The sequence below is a fragment of the Bacillus sp. KH172YL63 genome, from assembly GCF_011398925.1.
In the GTDB taxonomy this organism is placed as follows: Bacteria; Bacillota; Bacilli; order Bacillales; family Bacillaceae_B; genus Rossellomorea.
This window is the reverse complement of the sequence record NZ_AP022842.1, coordinates 342,546-367,763: the sequence shown is the minus strand read 5'-3', so window position 1 is coordinate 367,763 and position 25,218 is coordinate 342,546. Positions and strand designations below refer to the sequence as shown.

At 45.4% G+C, this 25,218-nt stretch carries 17 protein-coding genes, 3 rRNA genes and 2 riboswitches; all 20 genes read right to left on the bottom strand.

The genetic code is table 11. The features are described 5' to 3' along the window. Window positions 1-80: 80 nt before the first annotated feature. Window positions 81-281 carry an NETI motif-containing protein gene (locus tag KH172YL63_RS01915; protein WP_173104522.1) on the bottom strand — a complete coding sequence of 67 codons (201 nt, stop codon included), beginning with the start codon at window positions 279-281 and terminating at the stop codon, window positions 81-83. Then, complete coding sequence (locus tag KH172YL63_RS01910; RefSeq protein ID WP_232066178.1) at window positions 278-811, bottom strand: DUF2179 domain-containing protein; 534 nt, start codon at window positions 809-811, stop codon at window positions 278-280. Before KH172YL63_RS01910 ends, KH172YL63_RS01915 begins: the two co-directional genes overlap by 4 nt. 868 nt (window positions 812-1,679) lie before the next feature. Next, a 5S ribosomal RNA gene (gene rrf, locus KH172YL63_RS01905) occupies window positions 1,680-1,796 on the bottom strand. Window positions 1,797-1,895: 99 nt separating this feature from the next. Further along, window positions 1,896-4,832: ribosomal RNA gene (locus tag KH172YL63_RS01900) — 23S ribosomal RNA — on the bottom strand. Between the two features lie 193 nt (window positions 4,833-5,025). Further along, window positions 5,026-6,218 (bottom strand): 16S ribosomal RNA (locus KH172YL63_RS01895). Together the 16S, 23S and 5S rRNA genes form the textbook arrangement of a ribosomal RNA operon. A 455-nt stretch (window positions 6,219-6,673) precedes the next feature. Next, window positions 6,674-8,740 carry a glucose-specific PTS transporter subunit IIBC gene (gene ptsG, locus KH172YL63_RS01890; protein ID WP_173104521.1) on the bottom strand — a complete coding sequence of 689 codons (2,067 nt, stop codon included), beginning with the start codon at window positions 8,738-8,740 and terminating at the stop codon, window positions 6,674-6,676. 179 nt (window positions 8,741-8,919) lie between these two features. Next, window positions 8,920-9,762, bottom strand: coding sequence for a glucose PTS transporter transcription antiterminator GlcT (gene glcT, locus KH172YL63_RS01885; protein ID WP_173104520.1), 843 nt, complete (start codon window positions 9,760-9,762; stop codon window positions 8,920-8,922). A 207-nt stretch (window positions 9,763-9,969) separates the two neighbouring features. After that, complete coding sequence (locus KH172YL63_RS01880; RefSeq protein WP_173104519.1) at window positions 9,970-11,304, bottom strand: NCS2 family permease; 1,335 nt, start codon at window positions 11,302-11,304, stop codon at window positions 9,970-9,972. 118 nt (window positions 11,305-11,422) lie between these two features. Next, a riboswitch (purine riboswitch) is annotated at window positions 11,423-11,524 on the bottom strand. A 180-nt stretch (window positions 11,525-11,704) separates the two neighbouring features. Beyond that, window positions 11,705-13,258, bottom strand: a complete 1,554-nt coding sequence (gene guaA / locus KH172YL63_RS01875) for a glutamine-hydrolyzing GMP synthase (RefSeq protein ID WP_173104518.1) — start codon at window positions 13,256-13,258, stop codon at window positions 11,705-11,707. A gap of 127 nt (window positions 13,259-13,385) precedes the next feature. Then, a riboswitch (purine riboswitch) is annotated at window positions 13,386-13,487 on the bottom strand. A gap of 40 nt (window positions 13,488-13,527) precedes the next feature. Further along, window positions 13,528-15,732, bottom strand: coding sequence for a transglutaminase TgpA family protein (locus KH172YL63_RS01870; protein WP_173104517.1), 2,205 nt, complete (start codon window positions 15,730-15,732; stop codon window positions 13,528-13,530). After that, a complete protein-coding gene (locus KH172YL63_RS01865) occupies window positions 15,729-16,946 on the bottom strand; it encodes a DUF58 domain-containing protein (protein WP_173104516.1) in 1,218 nt (405 codons plus the stop codon). The genes KH172YL63_RS01870 and KH172YL63_RS01865 overlap by 4 nt, the downstream gene beginning before the upstream one ends. 1 nt (window position 16,947) lies before the next feature. Next, window positions 16,948-17,904, bottom strand: coding sequence for an AAA family ATPase (locus KH172YL63_RS01860; RefSeq protein ID WP_173104515.1), 957 nt, complete (start codon window positions 17,902-17,904; stop codon window positions 16,948-16,950). Window positions 17,905-18,241: 337 nt separating this feature from the next. Then, window positions 18,242-18,925: a hypothetical protein gene (locus KH172YL63_RS01855; RefSeq protein WP_173104514.1), complete on the bottom strand. Its 684-nt coding sequence runs from the start codon at window positions 18,923-18,925 to the stop codon at window positions 18,242-18,244. Window positions 18,926-19,008: 83 nt separating this feature from the next. After that, window positions 19,009-19,836: an ammonia-dependent NAD(+) synthetase gene (nadE, locus tag KH172YL63_RS01850; RefSeq protein ID WP_173104513.1), complete on the bottom strand. Its 828-nt coding sequence runs from the start codon at window positions 19,834-19,836 to the stop codon at window positions 19,009-19,011. Between the two features lie 71 nt (window positions 19,837-19,907). After that, on the bottom strand, window positions 19,908-21,377 hold the full coding sequence (locus KH172YL63_RS01845; RefSeq protein WP_173104512.1) for a nicotinate phosphoribosyltransferase: 1,470 nt from the start codon (window positions 21,375-21,377) through the stop codon (window positions 19,908-19,910). A gap of 261 nt (window positions 21,378-21,638) precedes the next feature. Further along, window positions 21,639-22,439, bottom strand: coding sequence for a hypothetical protein (locus KH172YL63_RS01840; protein WP_173104511.1), 801 nt, complete (start codon window positions 22,437-22,439; stop codon window positions 21,639-21,641). 59 nt (window positions 22,440-22,498) lie between these two features. Next, entirely contained in the window at window positions 22,499-23,302 is an 804-nt protein-coding gene (locus KH172YL63_RS01835; RefSeq protein WP_173104510.1) for a hypothetical protein, read from the bottom strand. Window positions 23,303-23,412: 110 nt separating this feature from the next. Further along, the gene (locus KH172YL63_RS01830) at window positions 23,413-23,556 is read right to left on the bottom strand and encodes a hypothetical protein (RefSeq protein WP_173104509.1); all 144 of its coding nucleotides are present in this window, start codon (window positions 23,554-23,556) and stop codon (window positions 23,413-23,415) included. A 45-nt stretch (window positions 23,557-23,601) separates the two neighbouring features. Beyond that, window positions 23,602-24,072, bottom strand: a complete 471-nt coding sequence (locus tag KH172YL63_RS01825; RefSeq protein WP_173104508.1) for a hypothetical protein — start codon at window positions 24,070-24,072, stop codon at window positions 23,602-23,604. Continuing rightward, a complete protein-coding gene (locus KH172YL63_RS01820) occupies window positions 24,041-24,814 on the bottom strand; it encodes a vWA domain-containing protein (protein WP_173104507.1) in 774 nt (257 codons plus the stop codon). The genes KH172YL63_RS01825 and KH172YL63_RS01820 overlap by 32 nt, the downstream gene beginning before the upstream one ends. Between the last annotated feature and the right edge of the window lie 404 nt (window positions 24,815-25,218).

The window sequence follows — 25,218 nt, the reverse complement described above, 5'->3', positions numbered from 1 at the left end:
ATAACGTGATATAGACACTCTGTCAACGAAAAATCGAACGATAATAAATGTCTGAAAATTAATGTTCGGCTTTGAAGCGTTTACTCTTCAATCTTCTTCCCTTCAAACACAATTGTCTGCCTAATAGGGACATACTCGGTTTGATTCCCTTCCCGCTGCTCTTCAAAAACGGGCTTCTCCATCCGCCTCACCGGCATATATCCCATTTCCTTCATACGATCGAGGCAGTCGGAAATCGTCTCATTTTCCTGCACTTCAAACAGTAACTTCTTTTTACTCATTCTTTTAACTTTCCTTTACGAATATTTCGGACCGTCTTCACCCAGAACCCGCCGTGAATCGCCTTCGGTTCATAGGCAATGATGAACGCCTTCGGATCAAGCTCCTTAATTGTATCATACAGCTTCATCTCATACTTCCGGGGAGTCAGGATCTGCAACGCCATCCGGTTCCCCTCAAGGCCATTCGCTTCCCAGTTCGTCACCCCGTATCCACGTGAACGAAGCTCATTCGGAAGCGCCTTATCATACTCCTTCGTAATCACATTCACCGTAATATACCCAAGAGCAAGCTTCTCCTCAATCTTCATCCCGACAATGACACCCAGACCATAACCGACAGCATAGGCAATCAAATTCTGGATCTCATTCAGATTATCAAGCACCAGTCCAAGACCTACTACATAAATGACAACCTCAAACGTACTCACAAAGGCCGCAATATACCTATAACCCTTCAACGTCAAAATCATTCTGATCGTAAAAAAGGATACATACACAACATTGATGATTAAAATGATTGCGACCATCATAAAACTATTGTCTAACACCAAGATGCTCCTCTCTTCACTACTACCAGTAGTATGCTCAAATTAAGTTCCTATTTTACTAGAAAAAAGACAGAATATGAACCATTTGGGGAAAAGAAATTGATTTGGTTGTTTTTGGAAGGGGTGGGTAGGGTGCTGTAGTTTTTTTGGGGGAATGGTGCTCTTCATGATTGTGAATTTGTGAGCATATATAGTTTGAATTGGTTTTTATTAAAAATTGACTATCTTTTCTCTTAAATATGAAGCACTTGAGTCGATTTTCTCTCCACAACTGATGATTTGGGGCCGGCAACCCTTGAAAGTCATGCTGATTCCATGATTAGAAAGGGCCCCCCAACGATTTATGCGTCGTTTTCGGTGGTTATTGCGTCATTTTAAAAATTTATGCGTCGTTTTTTTCTTTTTTGCGTCTCTTTGGGTCGTTTATGCGTCACTTTACTTGGTTTATGAGTCTTTTAACAATATTGCCCATTTCCTCACAATCTATATCAGTCTCCGTTTTACCAATATTAGCTCTATACCTCCCTACAACGTTCATTCCCCGGGAGCCCCCCTTCTCACCAACCATTCCCCTCCCACATTCAAACCAACTAAAAAAGAGTAACTCTCAAAGAGCCACCCTTCTAACTATTCGCCTGGCGACGGCCAACTGTCTAATATCGAACCCTAACTAATATCTTCGCTAAAACTGCTACTAATGATGTACCGCAAATCTCTTCGCCTGTTTCGTCTTCCTGCTCCCCACGACCAACCCAATCAAGCTCTGACCACCATCCCCGGAAGCCCCCACTCCAAAAAAACCAACACAAAAAAAAGCAGCCCCCTAAAGAGCTGCTCTTTCCTACTATTTGCCTGGCGACGTCCTACTCTCACAGGGGGAGATCCCCCAACTACCATCGGCGCTGAAGAGCTTAACTTCCGTGTTCGGCATGGGAACGGGTGTGACCTCTTCGCCATAATCACCAGACGAATATTTAATTGAAGGTTTGTTCCTTCAAAACTAGATAAAGAATTGATGTCAAGAAAGCCGAATATCAGCCTGTTGTTCATATAAATATGACTCTTTGTGGTTAAGTCCTCGATCGATTAGTATCAGTCAACTCCACATGTCGCCATGCTTCCATCTCTGACCTATCTACCTAGTCATCTTCTAGGGATCTTACTCACTTACGTGATGGGAAATCTCATCTCGAGGGGGCTTCATGCTTAGATGCTTTCAGCACTTATCCCTTCCGCACATAGCTACCCAGCGATGCCTTTGGCAAGACAACTGGTACACCAGCGGTGCGTCCATCCCGGTCCTCTCGTACTAAGGACAGCTCCTCTCAAATTTCCTGCGCCCACGACGGATAGGGACCGAACTGTCTCACGACGTTCTGAACCCAGCTCGCGTACCGCTTTAATGGGCGAACAGCCCAACCCTTGGGACCGACTACAGCCCCAGGATGCGATGAGCCGACATCGAGGTGCCAAACCTCCCCGTCGATGTGGACTCTTGGGGGAGATAAGCCTGTTATCCCCGGGGTAGCTTTTATCCGTTGAGCGATGGCCCTTCCATGCGGAACCACCGGATCACTAAGCCCGACTTTCGTCCCTGCTCGACTTGTAGGTCTCGCAGTCAAGCTCCCTTGTGCCTTTACACTCTGCGAATGATTTCCAACCATTCTGAGGGGAACCTTTGGGCGCCTCCGTTACTCTTTAGGAGGCGACCGCCCCAGTCAAACTGCCCACCTGACACTGTCTCCCACCCCGATAAGGGGCGCGGGTTAGAATTTCAATACAGCCAGGGTAGTATCCCACCGATGCCTCCACCGAAGCTGGCGCTCCGGTTTCCAAGGCTCCTACCTATCCTGTACAAGCTGTACCAAAATTCAATATCAGGCTACAGTAAAGCTCCACGGGGTCTTTCCGTCCTGTCGCGGGTAACCTGCATCTTCACAGGTACTATAATTTCACCGAGTCTCTCGTTGAGACAGTGCCCAGATCGTTACGCCTTTCGTGCGGGTCGGAACTTACCCGACAAGGAATTTCGCTACCTTAGGACCGTTATAGTTACGGCCGCCGTTTACTGGGGCTTCGATTCGCACCTTCGCTTGCGCTAAGCACTCCTCTTAACCTTCCAGCACCGGGCAGGCGTCAGCCCCTATACTTCGCCTTACGGCTTCGCAGAGACCTGTGTTTTTGCTAAACAGTCGCCTGGGCCTATTCACTGCGGCTCTCTCGGGCTTGCACCCTACCAGAGCACCCCTTCTCCCGAAGTTACGGGGTCATTTTGCCGAGTTCCTTAACGAGAGTTCTCTCGCTCACCTTAGGATTCTCTCCTCGCCTACCTGTGTCGGTTTGCGGTACGGGCACCTTTTTCCTCGCTAGAGGCTTTTCTTGGCAGTGTGGAATCAGGAACTTCGCTACTATAATTCGCTCGCTATCACAGCTCAGCCTTCACGATGACGGGATTTGCCTCATCATCAGCCTAACTGCTTAGACGCACATATCCAGCAGTGCGCTTACCCTATCCTCCTGCGTCCCCCCATTGCTCAAACGGAAAAGAGGTGGTACAGGAATATCAACCTGTTGTCCATCGTCTACGCCTATCGGCCTCGACTTAGGTCCCGACTAACCCTGAGCGGACGAGCCTTCCTCAGGAAACCTTAGGCATTCGGTGGATGGGATTCTCACCCATCTTTCGCTACTCATACCGGCATTCTCACTTCTAAGCACTCCACCAGTCCTTACGGTCTAGCTTCGCAGTCCTTAGAACGCTCTCCTACCACTGACACCTAAAGGTGTCAATCCACAGCTTCGGTGATACGTTTAGCCCCGGTACATTTTCGGCGCAGAGTCACTCGACCAGTGAGCTATTACGCACTCTTTAAATGGTGGCTGCTTCTAAGCCAACATCCTGGTTGTCTAAGCAACTCCACATCCTTTTCCACTTAACGTATACTTTGGGACCTTAGCTGGTGGTCTGGGCTGTTTCCCTTTCGACTACGGATCTTATCACTCGCAGTCTGACTCCCATGGATAAGTCTTTGGCATTCGGAGTTTGTCTGAATTCGGTAACCCGATGAGGGCCCCTAGTCCAAACAGTGCTCTACCTCCAAGACTCTTACACATGAGGCTAGCCCTAAAGCTATTTCGGAGAGAACCAGCTATCTCCAAGTTCGATTGGAATTTCTCCGCTACCCACACCTCATCCCCGCACTTTTCAACGTGCGTGGGTTCGGACCTCCATTCAGTGTTACCTGAACTTCATCCTGGACATGGGTAGATCACCTGGTTTCGGGTCTACGACCACATACTCAATTCGCCCTATTCAGACTCGCTTTCGCTGCGGCTCCGTCTTATCAACTTAACCTTGCATGGGATCGTAACTCGCCGGTTCATTCTACAAAAGGCACGCCATCACCCGTTAACGGGCTCTGACTACTTGTAGGCACACGGTTTCAGGTTCTATTTCACTCCCCCTTCCGGGGTGCTTTTCACCTTTCCCTCACGGTACTGGTTCACTATCGGTCACTAGGTAGTATTTAGCCTTGGGAGATGGTCCTCCCAGATTCCGACGGAATTTCACGTGTTCCGCCGTACTCAGGATCCACTCAAGAGGGAATGACGTTTCGACTACAGGGTTGTTACCTTCTTTGACGAGTCTTTCCAGACTTCTTCGTCTACCCCATTCCTTTGTAACTCCGTATAGAGTGTCCTACAACCCCAAGAGGCAAGCCTCTTGGTTTGGGCTACATCCCGTTTCGCTCGCCGCTACTCAGGGAATCGCAATTGCTTTCTCTTCCTCCAGGTACTTAGATGTTTCAGTTCCCTGGGTCTGCCTTCCATACTCTATGTATTCAAGTATGGATATTGTTCCATTACGAACAATGGGTTCCCCCATTCGGAAATCTCTGGATCAAAGCTCACTTACAGCTCCCCAAAGCATATCGGTGTTAGTCCCGTCCTTCGTCGGCTCCTAGTGCCAAGGCATCCACCGTGCGCCCTTCATAACTTAACCGAATTGGTTGTTACATAAGGTTTAAAACCTAAAATGGCGATACTCGGTAATTTTCTTGACTATCAATTTATCTTTATCTAGTTTTCAAAGAACAAATTTCTGTCTCAGAAGAGACAAAAAGTTTTGATGATAATTAAACCATCAAAACTGAACAAAACTTCGACTGTCAAACGTTTTAGTAAATCTTCCTTAGAAGGGAGGTGATCCAGCCGCACCTTCCGATACGGCTACCTTGTTACGACTTCACCCCAATCATCTGTCCCACCTTAGGCGGCTGGCTCCAAAGGTTACCTCACCGACTTCGGGTGTTACAAACTCTCGTGGTGTGACGGGCGGTGTGTACAAGGCCCGGGAACGTATTCACCGCGGCATGCTGATCCGCGATTACTAGCGATTCCAGCTTCATGCAGGCGAGTTGCAGCCTGCAATCCGAACTGAGAACGGTTTTATGGGATTGGCTAAACCTCGCGGTCTTGCAGCCCTTTGTACCGTCCATTGTAGCACGTGTAGCCCAGGTCATAAGGGGCATGATGATTTGACGTCATCCCCACCTTCCTCCGGTTTGTCACCGGCAGTCATCCTAGAGTGCCCAACTGAATGCTGGCAACTAAGATCAAGGGTTGCGCTCGTTGCGGGACTTAACCCAACATCTCACGACACGAGCTGACGACAACCATGCACCACCTGTCACTCTGTCCCCCGAAGGGGAAAGCCCTATCTCTAGGGTTGTCAGAGGATGTCAAGACCTGGTAAGGTTCTTCGCGTTGCTTCGAATTAAACCACATGCTCCACCGCTTGTGCGGGCCCCCGTCAATTCCTTTGAGTTTCAGTCTTGCGACCGTACTCCCCAGGCGGAGTGCTTAATGCGTTAGCTGCAGCACTAAGGGGCGGAAACCCCTAACACTTAGCACTCATCGTTTACGGCGTGGACTACCAGGGTATCTAATCCTGTTTGCTCCCCACGCTTTCGCGCCTCAGTGTCAGTTACAGACCAGAAAGTCGCCTTCGCCACTGGTGTTCCTCAAATATACGCATTTCTACGCAATTTCACTCGTTCTAATGACCCTCCACGGTTGAGAATTCCACCTGCTCCTCTTCTGCACGCAGGTAGTTGCCGCCCTAGTTGTCCCCTAATTTACGATCCTTCATCACGCGTTGCTCCGTCAGACTTTCGTGCGGCCCTTTCCGTAGGAGTCAGTCTGTGGCCGATCACCCTAACGCATCGAACCACCTAGCTAATGCGCTTCTTAAGTGCTAAAGCCACAACAATTCCGGAAACGCCTCACCTTGACAGGGAGCAAGCTCCCATCAATCCGCTCGACTTGCATGTATTAGGCACGCCGCCAGCGTTCGTCCTGAGCCAGGATCCTCTCAGCTCTTTAAAATAAATCTAGAATTAACGTTGACGTATTGTCTTGTTTTGTTCAGTTTTCAAGGTTCAATGTGTAAGTGCTTCTCTCGAAGCGACTTGACCATCATATCAAGAATGCAGTGTGTTTGTCAACAACTTTTTTAAAATGTTTTTTAAAACTTGCTGTTGTCTATTATGTAACCCGCTGCTCTCTTGCGACGGTTTTTAAAGTATATCAAGCTATTAGACTTTCGTCAATGGTTTTAATAGATTTATTTTAAAAACTTCCTTTTCACTCTAACGAATCCCTAAACTTTCATCCCTATCAAACGCGAGGTGTCTTTCAATAGAAGTATGATAGATATAAATGTCCCCGCCTAAAATTTAAGAAAGCGGAACCTCATCAAACCCGTTAATCACAAGAAACCTCTCAAAACAAAAACAAAAAAACGACCCACTCCCCTAACGGAGAATGGGCCGTTCTGATCGATTAGTCGATTTTAATGATGTTTTCGTCGTTGCGATTTACATTACCAGACTTCTCGAGTGTTACCTGTTTTCCTTCTTTCAGGTTAGTGAAGACAATCGGCGTCATAATAGAAGGTGCGTTTTCTTTGATGTAGTCAAGATCTACTTCTAGTAATGGTTGACCTGCTTCTACCTGGTCACCTTCTTTTACTAGCGCTTCGAATCCTTTACCTTCCAGTTTGACTGTGTCGATCCCCACGTGGATCAATACTTCACGGCCTGCTTTGGACTCAAGTCCGATGGCATGCTTTGTCGGGAAGACGTTTACGACTTTACCTGTAATAGGAGAAACGATTGTTCCTTCTGTCGGTACGATTGCGAAACCGTCACCCATCATTTTGCCTGAGAATACTTGGTCAGGTACTTCTGTGATGTCTTTGATTTCACCAGTGATTGGCGCAACGAACTTTTCGTTTTCCAATTCTGTTTGAAGTGCTTCAGGGTTCACTTCTTCGATTTGTTGTTCTACTTCTTCATTTGCGCTTGTTTCTACTCTGCGTGGTGCTTTTCCACGGATGATGTCTTGCATTTGTGATTTGATTGTGTCTGATTTCGGTCCGAAGATCGCCTGGATGTTGTCTCCAACTTCAAGGACTCCTGATGCACCTAATTTTTTCAGACGGTTTTTATCAACTTGTTTTACGTCATTTACAGAAACACGCAGACGTGTGATACATGCATCCAGGTGAGCGATGTTTTCTTGTCCACCCATTGCTTCAAGGATGTTGTATGGAAGATCTCCAGCAGAGCTTGCCGGTGCGTCATCATCTTCATCCACATCTTCACGACCTGGTGTCATAAGGTTGAACTTGCGGATCGCGAAACGGAATCCGAAGTAGTAAATGAATGCAAATACGATACCTACAGGGATGACGATCCAAGCATTTGTTTGTGGATTGATCAGTCCGAATAGTACGTAGTCAATTAATCCACCTGAGAATGTCATACCGATCTTTACATCTAACAGATGCATCGTCAGGAATGAAAGACCTGCGAAGATCGTGTGGATACCGAATAGTACAGGAGCTACGAATAAGAATGAGAATTCTATTGGCTCTGTGATACCTGTTAAGAATGAAGTCAGGGCAGCAGACGCCATGATTCCACCTACAACTGCTTTACGTTCCGGTTTAGCTTCTTGGTAGATCGCCAATGCCGCTGCCGGAAGACCGAACATCATGAATGGGAATTTACCAGTCATGAATGTACCTGCTGTCAGGTCTTGTACACCATCTTGAATTTGTTTCATAAAGATTGCCTGGTCTCCACGTACAACGTCTCCCGCTGCAGATGTGTAAGAACCGAATTCGAACCAGAATGGTGCATAGAAAATGTGGTGTAATCCGAATGGAATAAGTGAACGTTCAATTACACCGAATACGAATGCTGCAAATGCTCTGTTTTCACCGAGCATGAAGTTTGAGAATGTGTTCAGCCCTTCCTGGATCGGAGGCCAAATCAATAACATCAATAATCCTAATACAACTGAAGATGCTGCTGTTGCAATTGGAACGAATCGCTTTCCTGCGAAGAATCCTAAGTATGAAGGAAGTTCGATTTGGAAGAAGCGGTTATACATATAAGCTGCAAGTATACCGACGATGATACCGCCGAATACACCCGTTTGTAACGTCGGGATCCCAAGGACAAGTGCGTAGGCAGGATCTACTCCGTCGCCTGTTACATCAGGAATAGCCAGTCCTTCTACAGTACCCATTGTGACGTTCATGATCAAGAAACCAACGATCGCCGCTAATCCGGCAACCCCTTCTCCACCGGCCAATCCGATGGCAACACCGACTGCGAAGAGCAGTGCCAGGTTTCCGAAGATAATTCCACCCGCTTGTTCCATTACGCTGGCAACGGTTTCAACGCCGCCGTTATTAAGGAATGGGGCAATGTCTAGAAGCGTCGGGTTTTGAAGAGCATTACCGAACGCAAGCAGTAGTCCCGCTGCAGGCAAGATCGCAACAGGAAGCATTAATGCTTTACCGACTTTTTGTAGTACACCAAAAGCCTTTTTAAACATGTGAGTTTCCTCCCTTATTTTTTCTGTTTTCGACTAATTAGATGATTGCGCCAAACAAAAAAGGCATGAGAAAAGGAGATAATGAACGTATAAGGATAGACTACCCCAAAATACACGTTTCAATTATCTTCTTCACTCATGCCTGATCGAATCAGTAACACGTAAGAAAGATAAGTTCTTTAATTTACTTTATTTTGTATCCGTTGGAGATGCATGGTGAGGTAAACTGCCTCGGCATCATAAACGGGCTTTTGTAATGTTTGCTGCATCATCTTAATCAGCTTCCATGATAAATTATAGCAGACAGGGTATTCTTCTTTCAACAGTTTTGCGATTTTTTCTGGTTCTTCTACTTTTTCCCCTCGCAAAACCCGCTCGATCGTATAGCGGATATGACGGACAAGCCTCATATAGTCTACACTCTCTTTGTTGATTTCAACATCAAGCTGCTGCTCGATCATCCCTGTCAAACGGCCGATCAATTGGGAATGCTGGTTGACCTCAGACAGATCTTTATTCATCATGGCGCTGTGGATGTGAAGGGCGATGAAGCCGACTTCCCCCTCCGGCAGATGAACATCGGTCATGTCATTGATCATGCCGACCACTTCTCTGGCTATTTCATATTCAAAAGGATAAAGTGTCCTCGTCTCGACCAGGAAAGGGTTGCGGATTTCCATCCCTCTCATCAGTCGGTTAATGGCGAAAAGGATATGGTCGGTGAGGGCGATGTGAATGTGCTCATTCAGAAATGAGTTGGTCCGTTTCCTGATCAGCTCGATAGCGGAAATGATGACGTTCGACATATCCTCATTCAGGAAAGGAAGAAGATTTTTATACTGCTCCTGTTCTTTTTCCCCTTTAAGGACAAACATCTTTTCAGCGATATCATTTTGGATGGGATCTCCCTTTTTTCGGTTGAATCCTATTCCTTTTCCGATCAGCACGACTTCACCATAATTATCGTGAACGGCTATCAGTACGTTATTATTCAATACTTTTTTTACATTTAAAGTAGACATACGCAATTCTCCCTATTTATTCGACCATTTTCGACACTACCCGATTCCATGATTTTAACGAATTTTTCCCCTTTTTTCAATTCATTCTTCTTTCTTTTGTACTATCTTCTCTAAGGGCAGTGCTGTTCCCTTTATTATCTTTCAATCTTTCCCTTTTAAAAATAAGAAAAAACCGATCTCATACAAGATCGGCTTTCAATATAAGATTTACACAAGAAATAAGAAATACAGAACGAATATAGCAAACAGGAAGTACATAATCGGGTGGATTTCTTTCATCCGGCCTTTCATGATCATTGTGATTGGATAGAAGATGAATCCGATGGCGATCCCTGTTGCGATGCTGTATGTGAGCGGCATGGCGACGATCGTCAGGAATGACGGCACAGCCACCTCGAATTTCTTCCAGTCGATTTCACCCAGTGATGAAACCATCAAGACCCCGACAATGATCAGTGCCGGTGCTGTCACAGCTGATGTGATCACAGCAAGCAGCGGGAAGAAGAAAATCGAGAGAATGAATAAGATGGCGGTCACCACGGACGCAAATCCTGTTCTAGCCCCTGCTGCAACCCCTGCAGAGGATTCAATATAAGATGTGGTCGTAGACGTCCCAAGGATCGCCCCGACGACTGTTGCACATGAATCTGCGAATAGCGCCTTGCCTGCACGAGGCAGCTTGTTGTCTTTCATTAACCCTGCCTGATTGGCGACCGCTACAAGTGTACCTGCTGTATCGAAGAAGTCCACGAACAAGAATGTCAGGATAACGACAAGCATCTGAATTGTAAAGATGCTTCCGGCATCGTTGAATAATGGGTCAAGTGCCGCACCGAATGTCGGCGCAAGACTTGGCGCTGCGTCCACTACTTTCTCCGGCGTGTCGATCAAACCGGCGATCATGCCGACGATGGCCGTTACAACCATCCCAATGAAGATACCGCCTTTGATACCTCTAGTCATCAGGATGACGGTGATGATGATGCCGAAAATCGCAAGCAGTGTCGTGCCGTTCGTTAAATCCCCAAGGCCGACCAAGACAGCTTCATTGTTGACGATGATTCCTGCATTTTGGAACCCGATGAACGTGATGAATAGTCCGATCCCTGCTCCGACCGCATATTTCAGCTCAGCCGGAATCGAATTGATGATTTTCTCACGGATGCCCGATAATGTGAGGGCGATAAAGATCAATCCTGAAATCAATACGCCGGTCAGAGCCGATTGCCAGGGTACACCCATTGTCAAAACGACCGTGTACGCGAAGAAGGCATTCAACCCCATCCCCGGTGCGAGCGCAATCGGATATTTGGCTATCAAGCCCATAATCAAGGAACCGATCGCAGCAGCCAAGGCTGTCGCGACAAATACTGCACCATAATCCATTCTCATGCTGTCCGGAAGATCCGGAACAGACTGAAGCGTCAATGTAAGGGGATTGACGATCAGGATATAGGCCATGGATAAGAAGGTGGTCAAGCCACCGATGATCTCCCTTTTATAATTCGTGCCTAACTGCTCAAACTGAAAGAAATTCTTCATTCTGCACTCCTCCTAGTGAGTCGTCGTAAGAGTCTACACTTCAAATATAAAAGCCCCGAACTACCAGAGTTCGAGGCTTTGACTGTTAAGATCAAGATAGACAGGTACCCAAAAAAGGCCCTATCATCCATCACCTCGTAGTCAAGCCATTTACGGTAGCTTGGTAGAAACGCTCGGGCCCTATTCCCGAAATTATACGACGTAATACTTATGATATGTTTTATTATGATTACAGTACTATTGTACCAAGGGAAACCGTGTCCGTCAACCTAAAATACGAACGTTCATTATAAATAACGGAAGAATGTTCGTTAAATACAAAAAGCGACAGGCACCTCCCTGCCTTTGCCGACATTTGTCGACTCCGGCCGGAAGGGTCCCGTCACTTAGCTTTCTTGCCTTATTCCCACTCGATCGTTGCAGGCGGCTTGCTCGTCACATCATACACAACGCGGTTGATATGATCCACTTCATTTACGATGCGGGTCGAGATTTTCTCGAGCACATCCCACGGTATACGTGCCCAGTCAGACGTCATTCCGTCGATGGACGTAACAGCACGGATCCCGATTGTATAATCATAGGTTCTCGCATCCCCCATCACCCCGACGCTCCGGATGTCAGGAAGAACCGTGAAGTATTGCCAAATATCGCGGTCAAGGCCGGCCTTTTTGATTTCATCACGGAGGATATAATCAGATTCCCTTACGATTTCAAGCTTCTGCTCAGAAATTTCTCCAAGCACACGGATGCCAAGACCCGGTCCAGGGAACGGTTGGCGCCATACGATTTCATCAGGGATACCCAGTTCAGATCCAAGTGCGCGCACTTCGTCTTTGAACAATGTGTTCAACGGCTCAATGAGGGTGAACTGCATATCTTCCGGTAATCCACCGACATTATGGTGGGATTTAATCGTTTGCGCAGTCGCCGTTCCACTTTCGATGATATCTGTATACAGCGTACCTTGGGCAAGATAGTCGATGCCTTCAAGCTTCGTTGCTTCGTCATCAAATACGTAGATGAATTCGTTTCCGATGATTTTACGTTTTTGTTCCGGATCGGATACGCCTTTTAATTTATTCAGGAAGCGGTCCTGTGCATCCACTTTGATGACGTTCATATTGAAGCCGTCGGCGAATGTCTTCATGACGCTGTCTGCTTCGCCTTTACGAAGAAGCCCGTGATCGACGAAGATACAAGTCAGCTGATCACCGATTGCTTTGTGGATCAACACCGCCACGACGGAAGAATCGACACCTCCGCTTAACGCACATAGAACTTTTTTGTCACCGACTGTTTGACGGATCTTGTCCATTTCCATTTCGATGAAATTCTCCATTGACCAGTCACCTGTGCAGCCGCACACTTCGAACACGAAGTTCTTCAGCATTTCGTTCCCGTGTACAGAATGGCGTACTTCCGGGTGGAATTGAACGGCATAGAGGCCTTGTTCTTCGTTACTCATGGAAGCAATCGGGCATGACGGATTTGTTGCGTTCACTTCAAATCCTGCCGGAGCTTCAACGACTAAATCTCCATGACTCATCCACACGACCTGCTCTTCAGGAAGATTTGAGAACAATTTTGACTGTTTCTCGATGTTGATGGCTGCCTTCCCGTATTCACGGTGCTTCGCCCGCTCTACCTTGCCGCCAAAATGCATTGTCATCAGCTGCATGCCGTAGCAGATCCCGAGAATCGGAATGTCCAGGTCAAAAATGCGCTCATCGCAGCGGAATGAATCTTCGCCGTACACGCTGTTCGGTCCGCCGGAGAAAATGATCCCGGTTGGATTCATTTCCTTGATTTCTTCAAGGGTAACTGTATGCGGGTGGAGCTCACTGTAAACACCAAACTCACGGATTCTTCGCGTGATCAATTGATTATACTGACTTCCAAAGTCCAAAACGACGATCATTTCTTGATTGTGCAATTCTTCTTTACCAAGCATTCAGTTCACCTCTTCAGTTTATTTACCTTATCTTATCTATTGTTGTTAGCATTCCAAAAAAATATAAAAAAAACTAGACTTCGCCTAAAAAAAGGCAGAATTCTAGTCTTTTGCATACACGGATGTCAAAATAGAACACTGCCTTCATAGTCCAGTCATTTAAGGTGACCGGGTAGAAACTTTCGAACCGTATTATCGAGGATATACGAAGGATGCTAACGAACACTATTATGAATTTGACATCATTTTATACTTTGTGTTGACCCGGGTCAACCAGTTGTTCTTTTAATTAAATTTTCCCACAATTCCCTCATCTTAATCCAGTCTCCCGAATCAGGGTTCTGACCGTACAGCACGCGCTCATAATGATTGGTCAGGTTCGTCATCTCCCGGGTGCCGAAGAAGGTATCTATCTGTCTCGAATAGCCTCTCAGCGTCTGCCCGTCTTCTATCCTCATCCCATATCGTTCCAATTGCTTCATGAGGGAGAGATAGGCATCCGGGAATGCGTCTTCAGACGACTTTCTGCGGTAATAGAATATCAGCAGGTACGGCATCCACCGTCTTCTCATCAGGAATAAAGCCATGATGATGATGACAAGGAGGATCGTCCCCATCACAATCTTACCCCAGTTTTCCTCAAGGAAGTACTTCATGTCGTCCCAAAGCTTAGACAGGGAAAAGCTTTTTTCTGCCATACTGCCTTCATCAGGTTGCAGAGGCTTCTTCGGCGTCTCTTCCTTTTCGGGGGCCGGTGTTTCGTCCTTCTCAGCATCAGGAAGGTCCAAATCGTACTGATAAGAAACGTTGTTGCTGAAGCCGACGGTCGGCTCAAAAGGAACCCATCCCACTTCCGGGAAGAAGACCTCCACCCAGGAATGGGCATTGTTGTTCGACACTTCATAAAGCTTCGTGACCGAATCCACCTGTCTGCTGTATTCCCCTTCCGTGTAGCCCTTCGCCCATCTTGCCGGGATTCCCAGGGCACGGACGAGAACGACCATGGAGGTGGAGAAATTGTCACAATATCCCCGCTGCGTATCGAACAGGAATTGATCGACGTAATCCACTCCCTCTTCAGGGACAGGGACGTCAAACTGATCGTAAACATACGCTTTCTTCGAAAAATACCCTTCAATCGCCCTTACTTTGTCATACCAGTTGTCTTCTTCCGCAGTAATCTCAAAGGCGAGGTCCAGCACCCGTTGCGGGGTGGAATCAGGGATCTGGGTATAGCGGTCGACGAAATCAGGAACCTGCATGATCTCCTGATCCTCATTGGCCGCTTTCATTTTTTTCTGTGAGTAGAATGGAGAGCGGTAGGAAACCTCATAACCATCCAGCTTCACCGTCTCATCAAGCTCTTTATAGCTCGTCACCTTTTCATTGATGGGATTAAAGCTGAAGTACCCATTTTCATTCCCGGTGATCATTTCCACCCCATACGGATAGGCAACATGGGTATACTTCCGCTCGACAGTAATCTTCTCACTTTCCAGGTCCCGCTCTTCATCGCTTTCCGATGACGGGATCGGTACCGCTTCACCTGATTTAAAAGGCAGTGCAGACTGCTGATCATCCGGAATGGACTGTTCCCATCCCTTCCCTGTGTAAAGGTCCTTCGTTTCGATTTTCCAGTAATGCTCCCTTGTCACTTCGGCATTGAATACAACGGTCGGATCCCCCACAAAGGGACCGCCGAGCTTGGAGTCATCACTGTCATAGCCGATTTTGTTCACACCGGTCCCCCCTGCATCTTCAGAGAAAGATTGCAGATAAGGAACTGGATCCGGCCAGACGGGGTCGGCTTTTGGGGCCGCGAAGGCGACGACCGAACTCACACCAAGGAGGACAGTCAAAGGAACAACCCAACGGTGGCGGCTCATCCTGGACCCAAACAGGTTCTCCCTTTGCATCAGCCTCTCCAATGCAAGAAGTCCCATGAGCAGGAATCCGAATATGACGATACGGACGATCGCCCTGTCCCCTTCGTAAGCAGTAAATGTATCGATGAGGCATATATACGTCACCGTCATGATATAAAAGAGAAGAATCGTCTTTCTTACAGACAACCAATAATAAATGAGATACGTCATCAGCCAGAGCAATATAAAGAACAGCAGGCTCCGGTACTCAAATGAAAGATTCGACCATTCACGCCCAAGGGTAAAGCCGAGGTTTTCCCACAGGTTCCTGCCGAAATCCCGCACCCACTTGAGTGAGATGAACGAACCTTTATAATACAATGCGTGCAGGCTGTATAAGATAAAAAGAATTTTGAGAGGTGCCGAGATATAGTAATGAATCCTGAAATAGGACAGTGTCAGGGCCATGGCGATAAATACGACAAAGTACGTCAGACTGCCTGTATCGGTCACGACCTTCAGGGGCTTCAGCCATTCCCACAGAAGTAAAAACCCAAACACGTAAATGATCAGCTTGAAAAATTGGTGCTTTGATCGATCATGATTCATGCCCGTTTCACCTCCAAGAACGCGGAAGAGAAGTCGCCTTCATGGCATACCTTCAACCGGATGCCCCGTGACGAAGCATAAGCCTTCACTGATTTCTCTTCCTCTGTGACCATTTCACCGACGCGTTTCACGAGAAAGACCACGACCGAGCTGTTTCGCTTTGCGTATTGATTCACACTCATGATCATTTTTTTCGAAACCGACGATGTGACAACGAGGACAGCAGCCGACTGGGAATAGTTCAACCCTTCCCCCTGCAGCACTTTCCCCAATCCGAATCGGCTGTCGTGCTTCACCTTCGCCAGGTGATAGGACAGCTGACTCAGGTGTTCCTCACCGCCCCGGATCGGAAACGAAACATGATCCTCACCAATCGAGACGAGACCGACCTGCGCCCCTTTTTTCACAATGGAGCGGATCATCGACGCCGTGAATGTCACCATCGCCTCAAAAGCAGGGGACACTTCCCGGTCGAGCACGATCAAGACATCATGGGATTGCCGTTCTTCAAACTCCTTCGTCATCAGCTCATTGGTCCTCGCGAAGGTTTTCCAATGAATCCAGGAGAACCGGTCGCCCGGCTGATATTCCCGGATACCTGTTGCCATTGTCGTGTCTTTCTGTATCTTCACATTGGAAGTTGTCATGCCCTGATCATACCGGCTCTCGAGGGGACGATACGGCACGTCCACCGTCGACGGATAGACAAGGAGCTTATCTTTACATTCAACCGTTGCCTCTTTTTCAAACACACCGAAGAAATCACCCGTCCTGAAGCGAACTGCAGAGAATATGTGCTCTCCCCGGGGCAGCTCGTCAACGATATACGTCAGCGTGATCCGTTTCCTGAATCCCGGATGAATCATCGCCTTCGCCTTCTGAAAACCGGAATGATGAAACATGGAATCGGTGACCACATCCTCCATCACCATGTAGAACAACGGAAACGGAATCTTCCTCGAAAGGGTGACGGTCACCTTCAGCTCATCCCCCGCCTTGAACTCATTGGCTTCAAAGCTCCGTTCAACATAGAACGCCGACAGGGGGTACAGGAATACAAACAACGAATAAAGAGCGAATGGCATAAAGCTGTAGAACAAGAACCAGCTCACAAACCCGCCTTGGAACATCGCGAACGAAAAGGTGATGCCGATCAAGAAAAGGAGCAGCAGAAATTTCCCCAGCGGCTTAAGGTATTGTAATGTCTTCTTCATCCTATCTCACAAGCCTTTGTACCGGTACCGGGATTCTTGCCATCACTCTTTCCACAACTTCCTCCGGCGTGATCCCTTCATACCTCGCCTCGGATTTCATAATAATCCGGTGGGAAAACACAAACGGCGCCAGATATTGCACGTCATCGGGAACGACATAGTCCCTTCCCCTTAAATAGGCATACGCCTGACAAGCCTTCATCAATGCGATCGATCCACGGGGACTTGCGCCAAGGTACACATTCGCATGCATTCTCGTACGGGTCGCAATTTCCACAATATATTTCTTAATGGTGTCATCCACCAGCACTTCCCTCACATCTCCCTGGATATATCTCAACTCTTCCAGGGTCATCACCGGCTCCAATTCATCAATCGGAGGCGTCCGTTGTGCACGGTGCAGGACTTCCATCTCTTCCTCCGGTTCAGGATAGCCCATTTTCATCTTCAACAGAAAACGGTCAAGCTGGGCTTCCGGCAGCGGATAAGTCCCTTCATACTCAATCGGGTTCTGGGTCGCCATCACGAAAAAGGGTTTATCCAGACTCCGGGTCTCCCCATCAATCGTCACGCTGCTCTCTTCCATCCCTTCAAGCAGGGCAGATTGAGTCTTCGGCGATGTACGGTTGATTTCATCGGCAAGGATGATATTCCCCATGATCGGCCCCGGTCTGAACGTAAACTCCATTTCCTTCGGGTTGTAAATCGACACCCCGATAACATCTGACGGGAGCAGGTCCGGCGTGAACTGGATACGCTTGAAGCTCGCCCCCACCGATTTCGCCAGCGCCCGGACCATCATCGTCTTCCCTACACCTGGGACGTCCTCAAGCAACACATGCCCGCCGGCAAGCAGGGAAACGATGCTCAGCTCCGCTACATTCCTCTTTCCGATCATGACTTTCTCTATATTATCGATGATACTTTGTAACTTCGGATTTACCATTTCGTGTGACATCGTACCCCTCCTGAATGATTCAAATCGACTTTAACTATTACTACTTTCGTTTAAAAAGTCGAAAATCCTCTATTATTTGGGAAAAATATAGTGGGTGAATAGGAAATTGGGAGGGGGGGAAATCGTCGCTGGCGCCTATTGACATCTAACCTACAAGCTTTTTCATCAGGAGTGATCACAATTTGAAACCTTGATTCCTTTAATAGGTATAAACCATAAAAATCCGAATGCATTCGATCTTCACCAAAGGGTGTCGAATCATCATCCGGATTTTCCATGATCTATTAACTTTTGTCTCACCCTGGAATCCCTACCCCACAAAAGATGTTGAGAAAGATTAATATTTTTCCAGCTTCTCCGTTGTTCTTCCACCGACCGTGAATGGAGTTGATAATTCTTTCAGGTCTCTTCCTTCCCCCAGGAACTTCTTTACATATTCATCTCCTGGTACACTCCCTATATCTTTTTCGGTCATGTATAGTGGGATATCATGGAGACGAAGTCTGTCGATCCAACCATCAAGCTGATCCTGTACTTCAATATCGAAAATCCGAAAATCCATTTCGCCTTCATTCTCCCAAACAATGATGATCCTCGCCCCAATGATGCGAAGGCTCTTTACGGCAGTGCTCGTGTTCGGGATATATCTCAACGTATGGCCGATAATGACTTGGTCCATCTGCTCGTATGTAATGAGCTCTTCTATTTCTTCTTTTGTTTTTTCATTTCTATAATAAAAATAATAACCTTCATGATTGAGATGCTTAACGATTGTCAGGTTCGTATAAAGCTTTAAATTGTTATAACAAAACTTTGTCAAAAATGCCAATAAGGCAAACACAAAGAACATCAAGCCTGCCAAAACGGGTATAAAATCCAAGACTAAAAAATAGAAGACTAACCAAAGCAACCCCAAGGACGCGACGCCAAACACGGTGATTAAACCTCTATGAAACCTCAGAGCATAATCTGGCAGCTGGTTCGTATACCGCAAGTCTTCCCCACCCTGCATTTCAATCATTTCACACTCTCTCCTTAAGCTTTATTTGACCATCTTCAAAAAAAAAGGTTGATCTACCTCTAAGCAGATCAACCAGATTGTGTTTATTTCCAAAAATCATCAAACACCGTAACCGGCAGATGACGTTTATGCTGCGTCTTCAGATAGTGGCCTTCGATCGTTTTCCCCACATCAGCAGGCACTTCTTTCCCTTCCAGATAATCATCGAGCTGATCGTATGTGACGCCGAGGGCTTCTTCATCAGGAAGCTGAGGACGATCTTCTTCAAGGTCCGCTGTCGGTTTCTTGTTGTACAGGTGTTCCGGACAGCCAAGCTCCATCAACAGCTGCTTTCCTTGACGTTTATTCAGGCGGAAAAGGGGCACAAGGTCTGCCGCTCCATCACCATACTTGGTGTAAAAACCGGTGACCGCTTCAGCAGAGTGATCGGTACCGAGTACCACGCCGTTTTTCATAGCGGCGATGGCGAATTGCACCTTCATCCGTTCGCGGGCCTTTTCATTCCCTTTCACAAAGTCGGACAGCTCGATCCCGCTTTTACTCAATGTCTCAACGCTCGCATCGACTGCAGGCTGGATATTCACCGTCAGGGATACAGTTGGGTTGATGAACTCCACCGCATCGATGGCATCCTGGGCATCTCCCTGTTCCCCGTACGGCAATCTTACTGCGTAGAAAGCATAATCAGACGAGCCAGTTTCTTTGTTTAACTCATCAATTGCCGTCTGTGCAAGTTTTCCGAGCAAAGTGGAATCCTGGCCGCCTGAGATCCCAAGGACCAGGCTTTTCATAAATGAATGCTTCTTAAGGTAAGCCTTCATAAAGTCGACGCTGCGGCGGATTTCCTCCTGGGGATTGATTTCAGGCGATACCATCATTTCTTCTACAATTTGTTTTTGAAGAGAATCCATGTTTTCACACTCCATGTTAGGTTATATTACATCACAGTATATCTTTTTATATTACCCAATCACAGGCAAACTTACCAATTTCCGCTATGCTTTTCTTTCACTTCAGCATTCACTTGCTGAATCAGGTTCATCTTGTTGTTCCAACACTCTTCACTTAAATCGACCGGATATTCTTCCGGATTCATCGACCGCTTGTACTCATCCCAAAGCAACCCGAGATTTTCATTGACGAACGATCTCATTTCTTCCAACGGAGGTGCTTCAAAGACAAGTTTTCCTTCTTTGAATACATCCACATGAAGCTCCCTCGCTTCAAAATTCGTGACGAATTTGCTGATATACGTATGAACGGGATGGAACATCTTCAACCGTTCCTGACGCTGAGGCTCTTCATGCTCCAACGCGATGTATTCACCCTCTGATTTATGATTAACCGTATTGACGATCCGATAAACCTTTTTCATCCCGGGAGTCGAAACTTTCTCGGCATTGCTCGATATTTTAATCGTATCCTCCATCTCTCCGGCTTCGTTTTCGATGGACACAAGCTTATATACAGCACCCAATGCCGGCTGATCATAGGCGGTGATCAACTTCGTCCCGACACCCCATACATCAATCTTCGCTCCCTGCGCTTTCAGATTCAGGATCGTGTATTCATCAAGATCGTTCGAAGCGATGATCTTCGTTTCCGTGAAGCCTGCCTCATCAAGCATCTTACGGGCCTTCTTCGACTGGTACGCCATATCTCCACTATCAAGGCGGATCCCCTTGAAATTAATCTTGTCACCAAGCTCCTTCGCCACCTGAATTGCCGTCGGCACACCAGATTTCAACGTATCATAGGTATCCACTAAGAACACACAATCCCTATGGCTCTCGGCATATTTATGAAACGCTTGATACTCATCCCGATACGCCTGAACCATCGAATGGGCATGAGTACCTGAAACAGGCATCCCGAACAACTTTCCAGCCCGGACATTACTCGTTGCATCGAAACCGCCGATATACGCAGCACGGGTCCCCCAGATCGCCGCATCCAGCTCGTGGGCACGCCTTGTTCCGAACTCCATCACAACCTCATCCTGCACCACCTGCTTGATCCGGTTCGCCTTTGTCGCAATCAGCGTCTGGTAGTTCACAATGTTCAAAATCGCCGTCTCCAAAAGTTGCGCTTGGGCAAGAGGTGCCTCCACCCGAACAAGCGGAACATTCCCAAAGGCAATTTCCCCTTCCTTCATCGATCGAATCGTCCCAGTGAAACGAAGATCAGCCAAGTAAGCCAGAAATGCCTCCTCATACCCCAATTCACGCAAATACTCAATATCACTCTCGGAAAAATGAAAGTTTTTCACATATTCAATGATCCTTTCAAGCCCCGCAAACACCGCATATCCATTGCCAAAAGGCAGCTTTCGAAAGAACACTTCAAAAACAGCCTTTCGATTATGGAAATCATCATCCCAATACGCCTTCGTCATATTTATCTGATACAAATCTGTATGCAACGCTAAACTATCATCTGCATAGTTCGTCATGTATTTCTCTCCTTTAAGCTATAGCCATTTGTTGATCATGATGTGTCTTATCTATTTTAACCAATATTGGGTGGGATATCGAGGGTTTAGGGTTGGGTTTGGACAAACAACGCTTGATTAAAATTCACATTCTTTATAGAAGGAAGTAATTTAGCAATAACTAGGCTGAATCTAAATTTGTACAGTCATTAATGATATATGACCTTTTAAATCCGCCCCTCTTCACATACTTGGCACTTCCATCATTTCTTTCTAGCAAGGTTACTTAGGATAACGCAAGTCTTGCTTGTAAATGGGCAACTTTTCTCTCGCTACCTTTTTAAACTCTTCAATTAACATTTTCACTTGCTCTTCTACTGGTAAAGGGGCAATTTCTTTTTCAATATTTAAAGACTTAATGGTCCTCTCTGTATCTTTAATGCTTTTGGTCAATTCTTTCAACACTGTAGAATCATATTGTGACAGTTCTTTATCTAAACCATGTATTTTCATCTCATTAAACATGTTTCTTAACTCATCGAATTTCTCTATTAATTCTCTTCCTTGAAGATATTGCTCTCTATTTATATGGGCAAGGGTTCTCCAAAGTTTTTCTATTTCATCGTCATCAATTTCATTATCTTCAAGTATTTTACAATCGTAATAATGGGAATAATCTTTGATTACATTCTGTAGACTGGTTAACAATTGTTCAAGCTTTCTTATAATATCCTTACCAACTAAAAGAACGCTATTGTTATTTGTTTCAAGGAATTGTTCTAAGATAACAGCTATATTTCCAAATGAGTCGGGAGATAGTTTCATTTTTGCCTCTTCTATCTCAAAGAATCTATTTACAAACACATTGTATATAATCAACTTCTCGAAAGCCGCCTTTGCATCATTAACGCAAAATTCCTTCTCAGCTATGACAGCATAACCTTTAAACTTTTCATTGCGTTTGTAGACGACCAAAAAATAGTCAACGTTATTAACTCTATAACTATAAGGATTCATTAACGCTTTATTTTCTAAAAACTTTTTATGTCTATTTGCTTCTATTTTTAGAGTGGACAGGTTCATTTCCTTCTCCCTTTCAAGCAAGATATAGTATATGCTTGGTTAACCCAAGCGGTCTCTTTTCAAAGTTTTGGATAACGCAGGTCTTGTTTGTAGCGTGGCATTTTTTCATACCCAGCCTTCTTAAATTCGCTCACTAATATCTTAATTTGCTCATTTACTTCTAAGTGCTCTATTTCTTTCTCTACATCTAGGTCCCTTAAAGTTATCTCAGTATCCTTTTTGCTACTTAATAATTCTGTTAAGAACTTTAGATTATCTGGAGGAATACTTTTAGAAATATTCGTTTCCTTCATTTCCTTTTCTAACAATTTAAGCTCATTATATGATTCAATAAATTTTTTCCCTTGTAAATATTGAATTCTATTGAGATGAGATAACACTGTTAGCAGTTGTTTTATGTCGTCCTTACTAATTTCATTCCTACCTAGGATAGTAGTGTCATAGTAGTGCGTATATTCATTTGCTATATTTTTAAATTCTTCTTGTAAATCCCCATACTCAATTAAAATATTTTTACCCTTCTTTAAAATCTCATCCATTCCATGGACTTGAAGATATTGATCAATTTTTTTTGCAGGAATAAAAAAGTAATCTGCACTTATTCGGGCTCTTTTCTCACCAATTGAGAAGAAATTGTTAACAAATATCGTATAAATTATTAAATGTTCAAAGGCTTCCATAGCATCCTCGTTATTAAATTGCTCAGAAGTAATAATGGAGTATCCTGTTGTTTTTTTACTTTTTTTGTATAGAGTCAAAAAATATTTACTACCATTAACTTCGTAGCCATAAGGGTTAATAAATACCTGCTCAAATAACTTTTTATGTTTTTTCGCTTTATCTGGTAATATTTGAGTATCCAAATTGCAAATCCTCCTTTTCTATCATTTAATAATAAACCCAAAAGAGTAAATTTCCTGTTCCTTCAATCTTGATGTTTGTATTTCCTGAAGGAACCTGCCCTTCTAGATCGCTACTTCCAGATTCGATCTAATCCAGGTAAAAAGGATTGTCCCAGGGTCACAATTGCCAGTAGGAAGAATACCTGGCCCCCTAATAATACAGCAGCCACAATTCCCATAGTTTTGACTCTTTTTTTAGCATCGATCATATTCATGTTTTAATGCCCCTTCCATTTTCATTCATCTTCATCATGTCCCGTTCACTCCATCGCTTTAAACAGACTCTCCCTCTTATTCTTTACTTTCTCCCTTGCCTCATTTTCCAGTTCCTCCGCAAAAGCTTCCAATGCTTGAAGTCTTTCATCTGCTAAATCTTCTATTTCCATCGCTTTATCCCGGTCAATTTTCTCCTGATTCTGAAGTGATAAGATGGCCTTGTTAAAGATCGTCCGTTCCTCTGATGAAAGTTCATCAAATGTTCGGCCCAGGTCATCCACCTGTTGTTGGAGCTCGACGGATTTGTAATTGATCTCGATTCCGTTGCTTGCTTTAGTGAAATTCTCTTCGATCTGCTGAACGGCATTATCCAGCAATTCCTGTAGTGACTTCTCGAGCTCTACTTTATTACCTACAGTAAAGTATTGACCCTTTCCGGCCTCTGCCGCTGCCTTCAACTGCTCCTGGCCTTTGTCATCGACATCAAATCCAATAATATTGACTTGGGCGTTCAAATCGGAGTTCTTCGTAGGAGGACTTCAACGAAGCCCCCAGCGGCGTCCATCCGCTCGGCTTAAACTGAGTCAATGCTTTTTCAAAGGAGGACTGATCATATGCATTGGGTTCGTAGACCAGTTCATCGCTGGAGCAGGATGTTTTTTTATCTTCATCTGCCCCCGTTCCTTTATGCCCATAGACTCTAAGAGAGATCGTAGCATCTTCTGGAAAACCGGCCGCGAATTTACTGACAGCCTCTTTAGCAAGTTCCATTTTCTGGCCGCCACTTACCTTTGCTGCCATACTTCCGCTTGAGTCAATGAGTATGACGACATTCTTTCGTTTATCATTCTTTTTTTCAATATCGTATTTACCGAAATCCGGCTCATAATTTTTCAATGCCTGATAGGGCTCCGAATAATCCAGGGCAAACCAATTAACCACCCCGTTAAACATTTCCTCTACACTAAGCCCCTCAGCAGGGAAATCTTTCATGATGTCTTCCACTTTATCAATGTCCGCTTCGTCCCCACTTTTCACCTTCATCACAACATCCTGCATCTTCTCTCCATATGGCTGCTTGACGATTTCTTCGGGGTCAGTCGGAGCCTCAGGGAAATCCACTTCTTCTTTTCCTTTTGGCTTTTTTGCCTCCTCTGAGGATGTTTCTTTCGGGTCTTTCTTTGTTATCTCTTCTCCCGAACACCCGACCATCCCTATCAGTGAACAGCTAATCAACAGTGTAAATAACTTTTTCATAGTTTTCTCTCCTTTGAGCGGTGATGATTGTATAATAGGTCCCTTCATTTCTTTTCAATAGACCTATATACGGTTCACAATTGAATGTGATGTCAAAAATAGTTAGAAATGAGACTTATGTATTACTTTTTCAATTTTTTGGTAATAACTCATATCTTATTTACCACAGGGGTGGGTTTTGAAACTTGTTGGTGGAAATTTAATGATTGAGGGGTTTGTATGCATCCTATTATCTAGTGGGAGTTGGGGAAGAACTATTTGGAAGCCATAGAGGGGTATCTATTATTAATATAACTAAAGAAAAACCATCAATAAAAAGCTTGAAATGTGCTTTCAAGCTTGAATAAGCTATTAACCTGTTATCCTTTTAAGTTCAGTTTTTTGGTAGTGTAGATATTTCAGAC

Excerpts from the sequence above, each read along its gene's own strand:
- KH172YL63_RS01880 (WP_173104519.1), bottom strand. The coding sequence starts at position 11,304 with ATGAAGAATTTCTTTCAGTTTGAGCAGTTAGGCACGAATTATAAAAGG.
- guaA (WP_173104518.1), bottom strand. The coding sequence starts at position 13,258 with ATGCTTGGTAAAGAAGAATTGCACAATCAAGAAATGATCGTCGTTTTG.
- KH172YL63_RS01865 (WP_173104516.1), bottom strand. The coding sequence starts at position 16,946 with ATGAAGAAGACATTACAATACCTTAAGCCGCTGGGGAAATTTCTGCTG.
- KH172YL63_RS01840 (WP_173104511.1), bottom strand. The coding sequence starts at position 22,439 with ATGAACCTGTCCACTCTAAAAATAGAAGCAAATAGACATAAAAAGTTT.
- glcT (WP_173104520.1), bottom strand. The coding sequence starts at position 9,762 with ATGTCTACTTTAAATGTAAAAAAAGTATTGAATAATAACGTACTGATA.
- KH172YL63_RS01845 (WP_173104512.1), bottom strand. The coding sequence starts at position 21,377 with ATGACGAACTATGCAGATGATAGTTTAGCGTTGCATACAGATTTGTAT.
- KH172YL63_RS01830 (WP_173104509.1), bottom strand. The coding sequence starts at position 23,556 with ATGAATATGATCGATGCTAAAAAAAGAGTCAAAACTATGGGAATTGTG.
- KH172YL63_RS01860 (WP_173104515.1), bottom strand. The coding sequence starts at position 17,904 with ATGTCACACGAAATGGTAAATCCGAAGTTACAAAGTATCATCGATAAT.
- KH172YL63_RS01870 (WP_173104517.1), bottom strand. The coding sequence starts at position 15,732 with ATGAATCATGATCGATCAAAGCACCAATTTTTCAAGCTGATCATTTAC.
- KH172YL63_RS01855 (WP_173104514.1), bottom strand. The coding sequence starts at position 18,925 with ATGATTGAAATGCAGGGTGGGGAAGACTTGCGGTATACGAACCAGCTG.
- ptsG (WP_173104521.1), bottom strand. The coding sequence starts at position 8,740 with ATGTTTAAAAAGGCTTTTGGTGTACTACAAAAAGTCGGTAAAGCATTA.
- nadE (WP_173104513.1), bottom strand. The coding sequence starts at position 19,836 with ATGGATTCTCTTCAAAAACAAATTGTAGAAGAAATGATGGTATCGCCT.
- KH172YL63_RS01820 (WP_173104507.1), bottom strand. The coding sequence starts at position 24,814 with ATGAAAAAGTTATTTACACTGTTGATTAGCTGTTCACTGATAGGGATG.
- KH172YL63_RS01915 (WP_173104522.1), bottom strand. The coding sequence starts at position 281 with ATGAGTAAAAAGAAGTTACTGTTTGAAGTGCAGGAAAATGAGACGATT.
- KH172YL63_RS01910 (WP_232066178.1), bottom strand. The coding sequence starts at position 811 with ATGATGGTCGCAATCATTTTAATCATCAATGTTGTGTATGTATCCTTT.